Annotated in this window: 13 protein-coding genes; 1 reads left to right on the forward strand and 12 read right to left on the reverse strand. The window is 54.3% G+C overall.

Annotation, left to right across the window (positions count from 1 at the left end; genetic code table 11):
- Positions 1–139 precede the first annotated feature (139 nt).
- The 12 genes from A8990_RS24875 to A8990_RS24930 all read right to left on the reverse strand — a co-directional run bounded on the left by A8990_RS24875 (position 140) and on the right by A8990_RS24930 (position 12,261).
- Positions 140–1,033 carry an aminoglycoside phosphotransferase family protein gene (locus A8990_RS24875; RefSeq protein ID WP_220376842.1) on the reverse strand — a complete coding sequence of 298 codons (894 nt, stop codon included), beginning with the start codon at positions 1,031–1,033 and terminating at the stop codon, positions 140–142.
- A gap of 27 nt (positions 1,034–1,060) precedes the next feature.
- Positions 1,061–2,674 carry a histidine kinase N-terminal 7TM domain-containing diguanylate cyclase gene (locus A8990_RS24880; RefSeq protein WP_116191742.1) on the reverse strand — a complete coding sequence of 538 codons (1,614 nt, stop codon included), beginning with the start codon at positions 2,672–2,674 and terminating at the stop codon, positions 1,061–1,063.
- A gap of 349 nt (positions 2,675–3,023) precedes the next feature.
- Positions 3,024–3,536: a phosphoesterase gene (locus A8990_RS24885; RefSeq protein WP_116191743.1), complete on the reverse strand. Its 513-nt coding sequence runs from the start codon at positions 3,534–3,536 to the stop codon at positions 3,024–3,026.
- A 175-nt stretch (positions 3,537–3,711) separates the two neighbouring features.
- Positions 3,712–4,251, reverse strand: coding sequence for an SMI1/KNR4 family protein (locus tag A8990_RS24890; protein WP_116191744.1), 540 nt, complete (start codon positions 4,249–4,251; stop codon positions 3,712–3,714).
- A 677-nt stretch (positions 4,252–4,928) separates the two neighbouring features.
- Entirely contained in the window at positions 4,929–5,324 is a 396-nt protein-coding gene (locus A8990_RS24895; RefSeq protein WP_116191745.1) for a GNAT family N-acetyltransferase, read from the reverse strand.
- Positions 5,325–5,333: 9 nt separating this feature from the next.
- Complete coding sequence (locus A8990_RS24900) at positions 5,334–5,720, reverse strand: VOC family protein (protein WP_116191746.1); 387 nt, start codon at positions 5,718–5,720, stop codon at positions 5,334–5,336.
- Between the two features lie 15 nt (positions 5,721–5,735).
- Positions 5,736–8,435 carry an alpha-mannosidase gene (locus A8990_RS24905; RefSeq protein WP_116191747.1) on the reverse strand — a complete coding sequence of 900 codons (2,700 nt, stop codon included), beginning with the start codon at positions 8,433–8,435 and terminating at the stop codon, positions 5,736–5,738.
- Positions 8,436–8,463: 28 nt separating this feature from the next.
- Positions 8,464–8,775 (reverse strand): sensor histidine kinase, encoded by a 312-nt coding sequence (locus tag A8990_RS24910; protein ID WP_116191748.1) that lies wholly within the window; start codon positions 8,773–8,775, stop codon positions 8,464–8,466.
- 25 nt (positions 8,776–8,800) lie between these two features.
- Positions 8,801–9,358 (reverse strand): AAA family ATPase, encoded by a 558-nt coding sequence (locus A8990_RS24915; protein WP_116191749.1) that lies wholly within the window; start codon positions 9,356–9,358, stop codon positions 8,801–8,803.
- A gap of 221 nt (positions 9,359–9,579) precedes the next feature.
- Positions 9,580–10,095, reverse strand: a complete 516-nt coding sequence (locus tag A8990_RS24920) for a hypothetical protein (protein WP_116191750.1) — start codon at positions 10,093–10,095, stop codon at positions 9,580–9,582.
- Between the two features lie 58 nt (positions 10,096–10,153).
- Complete coding sequence (locus tag A8990_RS24925) at positions 10,154–11,551, reverse strand: sensor histidine kinase (protein WP_116191751.1); 1,398 nt, start codon at positions 11,549–11,551, stop codon at positions 10,154–10,156.
- Complete coding sequence (locus A8990_RS24930; protein ID WP_116191752.1) at positions 11,545–12,261, reverse strand: response regulator transcription factor; 717 nt, start codon at positions 12,259–12,261, stop codon at positions 11,545–11,547. Before A8990_RS24930 ends, A8990_RS24925 begins: the two co-directional genes overlap by 7 nt.
- Positions 12,262–12,481: 220 nt before the next feature.
- Between A8990_RS24930 and A8990_RS24935 the strand changes: the two genes are divergently transcribed.
- Positions 12,482–13,369 (forward strand): diguanylate cyclase domain-containing protein, encoded by an 888-nt coding sequence (locus A8990_RS24935; protein WP_116191753.1) that lies wholly within the window; start codon positions 12,482–12,484, stop codon positions 13,367–13,369.
- Positions 13,370–13,905: the final 536 nt, after the last annotated feature.

Consider the following 13,905-nt stretch of genomic DNA (forward strand, 5'->3'; position numbering starts at 1 on the left):
TACTCTTTTTCACGCAAAAAAGGAGCAGGCTATCTTTCGATAACCTGCTCCTTTGCATAGATATTTGGTTCAACACCTTAACTTAATGACATTGAGGCAAAGCCCCGCCTTTTCCTCACCTGTGCCCGCCGCCGCATTATCACACAACCCCGCTCCGGTAATCCGCCAGCACCTCATCAATGATCCGCTTCGCCACGCCTGCGAACAATGGATTGCTCTCCTTGTAGTACGGGTAGGCGATGAGCCCCATCGACAGCGCGAAGCCTTTGCCCCGCTCCCATTCCTGTTCATCCGGCTGCAGCTCTGCCCGGAAAGTCTCCCGCGTGTCCGAAGTAAGCATGCTCCATGCGAACAGCGTGTCATAGGCCGGGTCGCCAACGCCCATACAGCCAAAATCAATTACAGCCGAGAGCCGTCCCTGATCAAGCAGCAGGTTGCCCGCGTGAAGATCACCGTGAATCCATACCGGCTCCCCCTGCCACTCGGGCAGCTTCATCGCTGCATCCCAAGCGCCAGCAGCTGCTTCTTGGTCGATCCCCCCAGGCAGCTCTGCAATGATCTTGCGAACAAGCTCATCCCGCTTCGCGAGCGTATCCCGCCGCGATCCCACCGGAAGCGGCCCGCCCGCCGGATCGATTCGCCGCAGCGCTGCGACGAACTGCGCCATCGCCTTCGCCGCTTCATCTAAGTCGCCAATTCGGCCGACGATCCCATCTACACCTTCGAACCACCGATACACAGCCCACCGCCACGGGTACTCTTCGGCAGGCTCGCCAATCGCAATCGGAGCCGGAATCGCCAGCGGCAAATGCGAAGCTAGCTTCGGCAGCCAGTAGAGCTCCTTCTCCGCCTGACCTGTTGCCCAGTCGATTCGAGGCAGCCGCACGGCCAGCTCATCGCCAAGCCGGTAGATCGCATTATCCGTTCCGGTGGACTCGACCCGCTTCAGCGGCAGCTCCGCCCACTGCGGAAACTGCCCCATGAGCAAACGCCGCACCAGCGCATCGTCTACGAAAACCTCATTCTCGTGCATCCCGTTGCCCTCCTGCATGTATTTGGTTCATCTGCTATATACTTCGGCTTTGCCAGCCAGACACACGCGATTTCGTCCTGCACGCTTCGCATCATACAGCGCATGGTCCGCCTGCTTGAGCAGCTGCTTCACTTCGAACGCCGCATGGCTTTCTCCCGCGGCAGCACCGAAGCTGGCTGTGATCGTAATCGCTTGCTGCGAAGCACCAGCCGAACCAGAACCCGATCCTGATGTCGCCACCGGCATCGGATGCGCCTCGATCTCTGTGCGGATGCGTTCCGCGAACCGCCCCGCTTCCTTCAGCGTCATGCCGGGCAGCGCGATAACAAATTCCTCGCCGCCATAACGAGCGAAAACATCCACGTCTCGCAGCAAGCGGCGGCATAGGGATACGACGTGCTGAAGCGCTTGGTCGCCGACATCATGACCGTACGAATCGTTAATCTTTTTGAAATAATCAATATCAAACAGTACAACCGAGAAGTTTCCTCCGCTCGCAACGTGCTGCGCAATCAGCTCTTCGCTCAAGTGCAGGAAGTGATTCCGATTGTAAATCCCCGTCAGCCCATCGTAGAACGCAAGCGCATGAAGCTTCTTCTGCAGCTCCACCTGCTCCGAAATATCAATGAGAATGAGCAGCTTGCCGACTTCCTGTCCCCCGTTCTTGCGGACGACCGAGGAACGAACGCTGTAATGATAGGACTGATCGCCAATCGTCCAGATCACTTCCCGTTCAGCTTGAGGGTCGTTCACCAGATTCGTGAGCGGTTCATCGGTGTATTGCTGCCACAGCTCGTCAATGCGTCGACCGACATTTTGCGTGGACAGCTCCGGCATCATTTGCGCCGCAGCCGGATTGAAATCGACGAGCCGATTCTCCAGATCGAGCACAAGGACGCTGTCGCTCATGCTCTCGAACAGATTTTCGCGGGCAATCGGCACGACGTTCAGCATCCCTCGGCCAGCCAGCGCCCACATATACAGCGAGGAAGTGACGGCCATTATCGCTGGAATCGGGTCGATCCCCTCTGGCGTCAGGTTGCCGAGATATAAGAAATCGCCAGCGAGCGGCATCACGAGTGCCACCAGCATGACGATATGCTGAAGCCGGTACGACGACTTCATCCGATTCCAATAGAGCAATAGGAGCACGACACCGCCGATCATACACCCGAATGTATAACCGCCTGCAAAAATGTACCACGGCCCGGCAACCAGATCTGTTTTGAGGAAAGAAGCCCCTTGCTTCAGCTCTATCGCACGGTAATACAGCTTATGCTTATCATTGGTCAGGACAAGCAAAGTCGTGATCGCAGGAACGATGAACATGATGATACGCAAAGGACGCTTCAAGACTCGATCCATCCCGAGGAAGTACATCACAAGCAGCAGATTGAGCGGCGGCAAATAAGGCATGCCGAGATACTCGAGCTTAATCCACAGCTTGATCTCTGTTAGTGAATTGGCTGAAAGCTCCAGCGTAGAACCGAATACGTACACCGCAGATAAGAGCGTGAAAGCAATGAAGGTTTTGGACATCGACTGCTTGGATCGGTAGAAGAAAACGTAAATGCCCATGATGACGTTAATGACGCCGGCCGTCACCATAAGCGTTAATATCGCCGAATAAGGCGTTCCCACAATAGATACAACTCCACTTATCGGTTGAGACCAGGCTGCCCGTTCACAAACGATTCAAATTGTGCGATCGACTCAAACTGATTCAGATGGACGCCTTCTTGTTGTAAATGCCGTTCAATTTGGTCAATCAGATTCAGGACCGCTATTCGAAGCGGCTAGAAGTCGGCCGGATTCAAGAGCGCGATCAGCTCGGGGATTGCCATACCGATTATAATATTCATGGTATTCGCCCCCATCGAAATCGCTGGGCCAGCGGCCTTTCTCCGCAGTATAAATCATTTTGGCCAAACTGTCCTGTACATTTGCCGTGGCAAAATAAGCCGTTTCATAATGTCCGCGCCATCATACGTCAGTCACCTTCCTCGCTTGGCACAACCGCGTCGCGGATTTGCTCGAACGTAATCGGCGTGTAATCCCAGTGCTCCACGCTGACGTTGATGTAGTTGATGCCCGCATATTTTTGCGAGTGGATATGTCCATGCACGTTCACGTACGGCATGTGTTTGTTCATGTACATCGGCTCGTGCGAGAGGAAGAAGAAATCCTTGTAGATAATCGGATGCTCGCTCACTTCGTCGAAGCCGACGTCCAGCCACCACTTGCGGGAGCGTCCCCGGTCGTGATTTCCCAGGATCAGCACCTTGTAACCATTCAATCTCGACACGATCTCCTTCGTCTTCTCCTGGTTCAGAAACGAGAAATCGCCCAGATGGAACACTTTATCCTGCTTGCCGACGACCGCATTCCAGCACTCGATCATCCGCTCGTTCATTTCATCGACGTTCTCGAAAGGTCTCGATTCGAAATCAATAATTTGCTTATGTCCAAAATGATGATCGGAGATGAAAAATACGTTTTGCATGGTCGGCAGCTCCTTTGGTGGATGGTGATGGTGATCGTAATAGTGGTGATGGTGTGTCGATTCGTAACTATTTTACCGATTTTTGGAATGGAAAAGAAGCTCCATCTTCCGGGAGCCGGCGATGAAGCTTCTATATATTGTTCTTGATATCGTTCTTGATATTGTTCTTGCATGCTTATATGTCACCGTTAATGATTTTATCAAAATCAGGATGGATCCAAATCGATATGAGATCGTTCTCGTTCATATCGGCCGTATCAGGATCATAGGGAACGATTCGATTGAGAAAATCCGTGAAGGAGTCCGTGATATACTGCAATTCGTGCAGCTCCGCCCTATGCTCAGGAGCACGTTCGTGATTCCAAAGGTAAATCTCGCAATAATTCTCAATCGAGAGCGACATGAGGATGACATTGCCGTCTGAATCGCAGCAGATCGGAATCGACTCCTTCGGGATAAACTTCCTGTAGAAGCCGTAATTCTCCGCAAGCTCGTCGCCATTCTCGAGACCAAAGCCGAAGAAGGACCTGATGCACGACGATTCAACCTCCCTGCGGCTCGTTACTTTCATGTGGATGATGCAGGGCTCGGGGTAGCCGCCGTTATAGCGCTCCAGAAACGCGATATAGTCGTTTGGCAGCTTCAGCCTGACTTTATTTTGAAATTGCGTTATCGTTTCTTTATCGGTCGGAATTGAATTCTCTATTTTAATCATGTGAATCCTCGATTCTGATTTGAAATCTTTTCTATTACTAATATAATCGCAAAAACCGGGCTCATTCTTTAGTGGAAAATATAGCCCTCAAGTTTGGCCGCCGCCGACCGAGCTCCTCCTAACGAATCCTATGATGGCGATTCGTCCGAAATCACCCTTTTTCAAATTCTAACGAATCCAATAGACGATCTTGTGGGGAAAATGGTTGCAGGTTGCAGAGACACTCGAATGTGGAAAATAGTGCCGGTGGAGTTTGTCAGCAGATTTGTCAGCCTCCCCGTTGCGCGCTGCCGCTTGCTGCAAACAAAAAAAGCAGTGACCGATGACGGTCACTGCTAGTGTGTATGCGTGGCGGTGGCGGTGTTCGCCGAGCGGGGTCTGCCTGCGGGGCTGCCGGTGGGGGCTGCCGGTGGGGTCCGCCGAACGGGGCCGCTGGCCTGCTTCTCTATAATGGATTTATCCAACATAGAAGGGCTCATCTAGCCGAATTTGCATTCTATAGTGGAAAAATCCATTCATTTCTGCCCGAAATCGGCCATTTCAACCTTTCCGGCCGAAAATGAGTGGAAAAATCCATTATAGCTTCCGAAAAGTCCCCTTTTTGATCAAAATGAGTGGATTAATCCAACATAGCGTTCGTTGTTGTATACGTGCTCAGCCAAACTCAACATGCCCCACTATACCTTTCTCCACAATCCACCTTGGCAAGGTTGAAATCCACTCTCCGTATAAAACGACGTATGTTCGGGTGCGAAAGTGACCGTTACGATCTCTAATCCGAAGCGTTCTGCCTCGAGTAACAGCTCCCTGACCAGGGCTTGCCCGACTCCTCTCCGCTGGAACTTCGGGTGCACGATTACATCTTCCATGTATCCATGCTGCAATCCCGTCCCTGCCACATAACCGAAGGCGATCAGCTCATTGCTTGCTGCATCTCGAACCCCCGCCCAAAAGTTACAACGTTCAAACAGAGCAGGGTAGTCGGCATGCCTGCCTTCCCAGCCGACCAGCTCTCTTAAAGCCGGAACCTCATAGGGTTCAATCGAACAATTAATCTCGATATTCCAACTCATTACAGTAACCTACTTCTTCCCTGACCCGAACCCAATCACATATCCATCCAGGTCACGCACGGAAAAATCCTTCCACGCGCCCCAGTCATGCTCCGTCACAACCGGCTCGGACGCGATAATAGCGCCGTTGGCCTTGAACTCCCCATACAGCGCGTCAAGCTCCTCGTGCGTTTGCACGTAGGCGTAGGTATTCCACGTTCCTTTGTTCGGCCGTACGTCTTCAGGATTCTGTGCTTGAATGAGCTTGAATCCGAGCCCGAAGTTATCTCGAATGGCCCAGTGCTCGTTCGCCTCGCAACCGAGCGCCTCTTCATAGTACTTCATGGATTTCTGGAGATCCGAGACCAGCAATACAGTAAGCGAATTTTCGACTCTTGCTTTCAGCTTCTCAGTCATGCCTACACCCTCCTCTTATTCAAACCGAATCCGATATGTCCGAATCGCCCACGCCGGCACCTCAACCTTGAGCATGCTGCTTCCATCCGTCGGCAACGCGCACACATCTTCCTCGTTCAAATTCACTTCGGAAGCGGAAGCGATCGCCCGCTCGAAGCGCAGTGCTGCCGCGTCCCCCGCGTCAGAGAAGTTCGACAGCCGCACAATGACCGTGTTCGGCTCTTCCGATTCCGGACGCTTCATAATGCTCAAGCAGCAATGCGCGCTGTCCAGCTCGAGGAAGCTCCCCTGCATTTCAGCCACATACTCCGCCGCGACCGGCACGGACGAAGCTTGGAAGCCCGCCTGCAGCCGATCCTGCAGCCGCACGAGGTCCGCGTTCGTGACCGCATCATCAAGCAGCGCCAAGCGGTAAGCAAACTGGTGCTCGCCGAGAATTTGGCCGCCCGCCTCGCCGTTCGTCATGACCGTCTTGGCGAAGCTGCGGAAGAGCGTCACCGCAAGCGTGCCTTCCTCGTCGTCATGCGCGGCGCACTCGTGCAGGCCGTACGCGGACACGAACGCGAGACCGCTGCCATCGGCGCGGCGCTTGCCCGCGATGCCGCCCATCTGCTTCTCGGGCACGTCGCATTCCTTCCAATCCTGCGTATCCACACGCAAGCCGACTGGACGCTCCACGAACGCAAACGGCTGATTCACGAAATACGAATCCGCCGCAACGCCTGTCGGCACTAACACCCTCAGACGGTGATCGCGCGCCGAATTGTCCACCGTCGTCTCCACATCGACATACGCGTTGCCCGTGGACAAGCCCACCAAACTGACCACCCGCAGCGCCCGATACCGATCCGAGCGGCGAATGTTGCGCTTCGTCTCGTCGAGGGATTCCGGCACGCTCAGCGTATGCGTAATCCGGAACACGGTACGCGACGGTCCGTCTTCCACCTTCTCGATCGTGCAAGGCGCACCCGTACTCGAGACGACGCGATCCTCCGCCGGATTCACATGGAACCAGCCGTCGCCGATCTCGCCGTCGTCCAGATAGCTGAGCAGCCGATCATACGAAGCGCCGGTCTTCTTATCATAAATACTCACCGTACCATCGCCATTCACAACGAGGCGCAGCCGTTCATTCTCCGCGCGGCGATCTCCCGTGGACAGCTTCGCCAAGTACCGCGAAGGCGTCGCGCTCGGCACCACCCGATACACGGCCGCCCCCATCGGAGGCATCTCCACAGCGAGCGTAATCGTATGGCGATCCACCCGCTCCGTCACTTGATTGAAGATGCGGACGACCTTATGCTTTTGCATCGAGACGAGCCCAAAAGGAACTTCACGCCCATCTCCATCGTAGACGCGGAAGCTGTTCTTCTCCTCATACCCGAACGGCTCCTGATAGCGTGCAGGGTACGCCGTAGGGAAATCGATATCGACCGTAATGACCTCCGCCCGTGCAAAAGGCAGCGGGTTCCACACCGTAAGCAGCCGATCCGCACCGTCCTTCGCCGTCTCGAACCGCGAGCGCTCGTGGTTCATAATATCCGCGATCAGCTGGCCGCCGATCATCTCGGTCTGGCTGAACCGGTACTCCATGTCCTTATGCACCTGATCGATCGAGCAGCCGCAGATCGAATCATGCGGATGGTTCTGGATCAAATACTGATAAGCCAGATCGACATACGACTTCTGCAGCGAGTAGCCGCGCACCGCTGCGACCGCAACGAGCGGATCGACCCATTTCTCCAGCAGCGTCTGGTTCTGATCGTTTGCCTTCTTCAGCGGATATCGGCTCGATAACGTATGCGTGATAACGTAGACGTACGGTCCGTTCTCCTTGGCAGGCTCGTAGATTTCGCCTGTCCGAACAGGCAGTTCTGCTCTGTGACCTTCAAGCTGCTTCGCCATCTCCAGCAGGTCGACATGCTTCACATCCGCCTCCGGATACAGCTCCTTCAGCAGCCCCACCAGCTCCGGCGTACTCTTTCGAATCGGCTCATGATCGACGCCGTCCATCACGACCGCAACGGGAAGCTCCGTGCGAGCAAACTCGGAATCGACAAAGGCTTTCAGCCGCTCCGCCTTCTCCTCCCTGCTCCACTCCCGCTCATAATATTGGTTGTCAAAAATATGCGGCAGCGCGCCATAACCGCCGTAATCCGGCAGCTTATACGTGATGCACTGCGTGCCGTCCGGCGACTGCCAGAGCAGATGCGCCGGCGTCGTATGCTCGTTCGTTCCTCTGCCGAGCACGGCATGACGAATATCGAAGCCGGCGAAGATTTGCGGCATCTGCGCGATATGCCCGAAGATGTCGCAGATGTAGCCGTTCTTCCAAACCGGCACATTCCACTTCGCGACCGTCTTATGGCCGATCATCAAGTTGCGGATTAGGCTTTCGCCAGAGAGCAGAAATTCATCCGGCATAACGTACCACGGACCGATCAGAATGCGCCCGTCCGCGATCAGCTTCGCGAGCCGCTCTCTCTTGCCAGGCTCAATCTCCAAGAAATCGTCCAGCACAATCGTCTGTCCGTCGAGATGGAACACGCTGAATTCTGGATTTTGCTCCAGCACCTCGATCATTTCGTTCATCATCGCCACGAGGCGATAGCGGAAGCCTTGAAAGGTCTGGTACCATTCGCGGTCCCAATGCGTCGCGGAGAAATAGTAAATCGTCTGCTTGGACTGATCCAACGTCTGCTTCTTCGTATCCATGTGCTTCGTAACCCCTTCGCGGAAAAGTTTATGGCATTGCCAGCGGAACGATCAGCTGCACAACCGTCCCTTTTAACCTCTTGCTACGAATCGTCATGCTTGCTTCGCCCCGGTAATAGGTTTGGAGGCGATGATACACATTGTGAAGCCCTGATCCACCGCTGCTAAATTCTTCTTTCCCTCCCCGTTTCGCATTCTCAATGACCGGCTGCAAAATAAACTTCAGCACCTGCGCGTCCATCACTTCCGGCTGCACCTTCCACTCCACCTCGAACGTGAAGCCGAACCGGATCTCCTGAATGACGATATAGTTCTGCAAATGTTTGATTTCCGTAGCCATGCAGGCGTCCTTGGAGGCGTATATTTTACAGTTGAAAATGCGCCTTAATCTGACCTGCGACTTCCTCCGGCGTGAGAAACGTGTTGTTAATCTTCAAGTAGCGCTCATGCACGAGCTCGCCATCATTGGAGTTCAACCGATGCTGCTGCACAGCTGTGAGCATTCTCGCCTCCGATTGCTCGACATCCCGCTTCGAAGGCTTATTCGCCAGCCGATTCTCGCCCCGGTTCCGCTCGATCCTCGTATCCAGCTCCGCTTCAAGCTCGACCCAGTACACCTCGCCGCCATGCTTCTCGAAGATGTCCCCGACCTGCTTCACATAATCCCAGTCCGCCTGCACATCAAACGCCCAGACGAAGGTGAAAATCATCCCGTAACCCTCGCCTTTCGCATACGTCTCGAATATGCTCATGCGGAACTGATGGGCGAGCTCCCACATCTCCGGGCTGAACCCGAAATACGGGCACAGCAGCTCGATCGTCATATGATTATGGAACAGCTTCAGCTCCGTCATCTTCGCAAGCTCCTGCCCTACTGTCATTTTGCCGACCGCCATCGGGCCGAATAAGAGTACCAGCTTCATCCGCGATCACCATCCAATTATTGGTATCCGACTCTTATTCGTTGCTCCGGCTTCTCTCTCCTGCCAAGCGGGAAACAAAAAAACCGCCCTCCACGTAGAGGGCGGCATTGTAGGATAGGAACACAGCAGCAATTGCAGCGTTAACGAGTTAGCATGCACAAGTCTGCACAAGCCGATAGGCCTAGCAAAAGCGTCCAGATCGAACTAGGCCTGGCCGACTCCTATGCACTCAGCGAAGTAAGCAGCGTCTGCAAGCTTTGCTGCAAGGACAGAATCTGCTGCTTCGCTTGAATGATCTGCTCCTTCAGCGAAATGATCTGCGTAAGCTCCGCAACGCCTGAAGCGGTGTCATCGCTCTTCTTCGCACTCTTCACTTGCGCCCACAGCGCTTGCTTCTGCGTACGAATCGCTTTGATGGAAGCTTGCTGAGCAGCGATCTGCTCCCTCACGTTCTTCAAGCTCGCTTTAAGCGATGCTTTCTGCTCCTTCGTGAGCGACTTCGCCGTTGCCTTGTTCGTTTCACGCAGCGACTTGATTTGCGCCGCCAAGCCCTTCTGCTGCGCGCGCAGCGTGACGAGCTGGCTCTTCAGCGCGGCCGTTTGCGCCTTCCATTCTTCGTGATGCGACTTCGTGGTGGAAGTCGTGCTTGCGTCCGCGCTCGATGCGAATGCGGCCTGCGCCGAACCTGCCACCAAAGCCAGTCCAAGCACCGCGACTGTCAAACTTTTCTTCAACATGATCATTATCCCTCCGCTTCAATATGTCCTGCATCCCCTACTCTATCGAAAAAATGTATCAAAAGTTTGTCATCGGCAGCTCCACTTGAAACGCCGTTCCCTTCCCTTGCTCGGAACGGACGGCAATCGTTCCCCCATGGGCTTGCACAATGTATCGTACAATCGTTAGCCCAAGTCCCGAGCCGCGGGAGGTACGGCTGGACTCCGCTTTATACAGGCGTTCGAACAGATGCGGCAGATGCTCGGCGGCGATGCCCTGCCCGTTATCGCTCACGGTAATGACCGCTTTTCGCTCCTTCCGCTCTACACGAACGCACACTTCCGTACCCGACGCATTATGTTCCAGCGCGTTGCCGATTAAATTCAGCAGCACCTGCCGAAGCCTCATCGGATCGCCGCGCAGCACGATCCTCTCGTCCGCTTGCGCATGAAGCCGCATGCCTGCCGATTCCGCCTTCGTCCGAAGCTGCTGCGCCGACTGCTCGGTCAGCTCCGTCAAATCGACCTGCTCCCAATCAAACTTGATTTGATGCTCTTCGAAAGCCGACAGTTCATGAATCGAATCGATAAGCCGTCCCAGTCTAACCGACTCCCCAAGCGATAACTCCACGAACTCCTCCTGCTCCTTCCCGGACAGAAGGCCGTCCCTCAGCGCTTGCAGTGTCCCGCGAATGCTTGTAAGCGGGGTTCGCAATTCATGCGAAATCTCCATTATGAGCCGTCTTCGCTGATCCTCAATTCGCTCCATCCTCCCCGCCATCGCGTTGAAGGAGTCGCCAAGTCTAGCGAGCTCATCTTGCCCGGTTACATGAACCCTGCTGGAGAAATCGCCGCCCGCAATCGATGCGGCCGCCTCGCTAATCTGCCGAATCGGCCTAACGAACCGGCGAGTGGCCAGCCAAAGCAGCAGAATGAGCGGTCCAGCGCAAGCAAGCGCAATAAGCCAGATACTCCGCCGAATCGGCTCAGCGAGCGCACGCACATCAGCCGATGGGGAATAAATGAATGCAGCTGCGGTAACTTGATCGTTCTTCATAAGCGGGAAGCCGACAACGAGCATCGTCCCGTTATCCTCTTTGCGGAACTTGGAGATATGCTCGATGCGCTCGCCTCCCGATACCGTATCAATCCAGCTTTTTACATCGGGACGCACGCCGACCTCATATAGATCCTGTTTCAGAAACTTCACTTTCTTGCCGACCAGGCTGATGTTCACTTTGTTCTCCCGCTCAAGCTGCTTCAGCTCCTTGCGGAAATCCGCTGCCGTCAGCTCGCCGGAGAGATGCTGCTGGTACGCTTCCTCCACATATACGGACTGCTCGTTCAATCGCTCCATGCCCTGTTTATAATAATTGCGCTGGACCAACCAGCTGACGGCAGCGGTCATCAGGAGCAGCACGACGAGAGTGATGCATGCTGAGGCCCAAAGCCATTTGCGAAAAATCGAATTCAGCACGATGCGCTCACCTCGAATTTGTAGCCGACGCCCCAAACCGTAGTCAGGCTCCAGCCCCTTCCTCGCCCAAGCTTCCGGCGGATGCGCTGGATGTACAAGTCGACCACCCTATCCTCGCCATCGAAGTCCCAGCCCCACACCTGCGCAATCAAATCCTCGCGCGAAAATACTTTCTCCGGACGCCCCGCAAGCCATGCCAGCAGATCAAATTCACGCCTCGTCAGCGCGACAGACTTCCCATCCACGCTTACCGTGCAAGCATCCAGCTGCAGCTGCAAATTCCCCACCGCTAGCTCGGCCCGTTCTGAGACAGGTTGGCTGGAAACAGGACGGCTCGTCCGCCGAAGCACCGCATCAATACGCACCAAGAGCTCGTTCGGGTCAAAAGGCTTCACCAAATAATCGTCGGCTCCCATACGAATGCCTTCGATTCGTTCATGCACTTCGCCCCGCGCCGTCAGCATGATGATGGGCGTGTTATCCCCGCTTTGTCGCAGCTCTCTGCAGACCGCCCAACCGTCAACTCGAGGCAGCATCAGATCGAGCACGATTAGCGCGTAGTTCCCACCACTGCCGCCGCTTCGGATTTTGTCCAGCGCCGACTGCCCGTCGAACGCCTCGTCGACCTCGTAACCGTTCTTTGATAGATATAGATTCGTAATTTTGACGATTGAAGGATCGTCATCCACGACCAATATACGTCCCGGCATAATCTCCACCCGCTTTCCGGAGCTTCCAAACAGAAACTTTCGAATACACGACTACTATACAACAAAGCCGCCTTCCTTGTGGAGAACGGTTTTTGCAGGATCGGAACGCAGCATGTGCTGACAATTTTCCACAAAAAAACGTTGACTTTCCTATTAGGGGAAGGTTTATCGTAGGGTTAAGTAATTCCGGCCGGAGTGCTTGCCGAGGAGGTCACTGCGCTTGAAAATTAGCGAATTCGCTGCACTGAATAACGTCACTGCCAAAATGCTTCGCCATTACGACGAAATCGGTCTGCTGAAACCGACCGCAATTGATGCGGAGACCGGCTACCGTTCCTACGAACAGGACCAAGCCCACGTGCTCAACTGGATTGTCATACTTAAAAGTCTTGATTTTACGTTAGCCGAAATCAGAGAACTGTTAAGCGGTCCTATCGACAGCCCAGAGATCGTTCACCAGCTAATCCGCAAACGCATCGAGATTAGCTCGGCGTTAAATGTGCAAATTCAGAAGAAAATCGCAATTGACCGCCTCATCCATCTAATTGAGAAGGAAGGGTTCAAAATGGATAAAAAAGTCGATTTGATGCTCCTTGAGCAGACAGACGTCCATGAGATCAAGAAGAATATTCCGAATTTCGAAGCCTTTCTGGATGCGGCCGCAGACATAGTCGGCTCATGCTCCTTGCAGGATCGGATCAGCGTGTTCCGCTTGGATATCAGCCACTTTAAATCGGTTAACGATGATTATGGCTTTGAGGCAGGGGATAGAGTCATAGTCGCTTGCTATCAAATCATTGAATCCAGCGTCCGGCGCCACTTGCCTGAAGCAGCCATCGGGCGTGCGGCGGGAGACGAGTTCGTCGTCATTGCCAAAGCCGAGAAGGAATTATGCGCTCAAGCCGCGCAGTCGATTATCGAGGAGATGAGGAGCTTTGACTTCTCCAGCATCGGGTGCAACAAGCAGATGGGCTGTTATATCGGGGGACTCGTCGGGCAAATTCAGAAGCCCGCTATCCGCCAGATGGTCGAGTATTCGATCGAGCTGCTTGACCGCGCTCGAAGCAACGGAACGAATTCGATCGCGATTGAACAATATCGCTCTTAACAAAGACAAGGCTTTCACGGTTGTGAAGGCCTTGTTTTAACTGGCTCTATTGATTTGTTGGGCTTTGGGCTTTTGGGCTGAGAGACCCGTATTGGGTCTCTCCGTTTCTCTTTCGCGCGGTTTCGGCGCTGAGAGTCGGATTATCCTACTCTCAGCACACAATCTCCGCCTTTTCACTCTTGAGAGTCGGCTTTTCCGTCTCTCAGAGCCCAAATCGGCGGGAATTCCCTCTCCCTTCATGCTGAGAGTCGGTTTTTCCGTCTCTCAGCTCCGCAACCTACCACTTTTGCGCTCGAGAGTCGCTTTTTCCGACTCTCGTTAAAATTACTGAGAGAACGTATGTGTTCTCTCGCCCCCGCTTTTCCCACCGTTGAAAGCGAGCAAAGAAAGAACTGCCCCACCCGGGCAGTTCCCTCTCTTCTCATCCTCATCCACACCCGGCAGCATCATGGTGGAGAGCACAATCTGAACAGCGCGCCTGGTGCTTGGATGCGGGCGAAGGCGTATCCGTTGGGCTTTTGGTCTTTGGACTGTAC

This window comes from Paenibacillus taihuensis (assembly GCF_003386535.1).
GTDB classification, from domain to species: domain Bacteria; phylum Bacillota; class Bacilli; order Paenibacillales; family Paenibacillaceae; genus Paenibacillus_Z; species Paenibacillus_Z taihuensis.

Coding starts and splice junctions, on each gene's coding strand:
- A8990_RS24905 (WP_116191747.1), bottom strand. CDS start 8,435: ATGGATACGAAGAAGCAGACGTTGGATCAGTCCAAGCAGACGATTTAC.
- A8990_RS24875 (WP_220376842.1), bottom strand. CDS start 1,033: ATGCACGAGAATGAGGTTTTCGTAGACGATGCGCTGGTGCGGCGTTTG.
- A8990_RS24900 (WP_116191746.1), bottom strand. CDS start 5,720: ATGACTGAGAAGCTGAAAGCAAGAGTCGAAAATTCGCTTACTGTATTG.
- A8990_RS24930 (WP_116191752.1), bottom strand. CDS start 12,261: ATGCCGGGACGTATATTGGTCGTGGATGACGATCCTTCAATCGTCAAA.
- A8990_RS24890 (WP_116191744.1), bottom strand. CDS start 4,251: ATGATTAAAATAGAGAATTCAATTCCGACCGATAAAGAAACGATAACG.
- A8990_RS24885 (WP_116191743.1), bottom strand. CDS start 3,536: ATGCAAAACGTATTTTTCATCTCCGATCATCATTTTGGACATAAGCAA.
- A8990_RS24920 (WP_116191750.1), bottom strand. CDS start 10,095: ATGTTGAAGAAAAGTTTGACAGTCGCGGTGCTTGGACTGGCTTTGGTG.
- A8990_RS24915 (WP_116191749.1), bottom strand. CDS start 9,358: ATGAAGCTGGTACTCTTATTCGGCCCGATGGCGGTCGGCAAAATGACA.
- A8990_RS24910 (WP_116191748.1), bottom strand. CDS start 8,775: ATGGCTACGGAAATCAAACATTTGCAGAACTATATCGTCATTCAGGAG.
- A8990_RS24895 (WP_116191745.1), bottom strand. CDS start 5,324: ATGAGTTGGAATATCGAGATTAATTGTTCGATTGAACCCTATGAGGTT.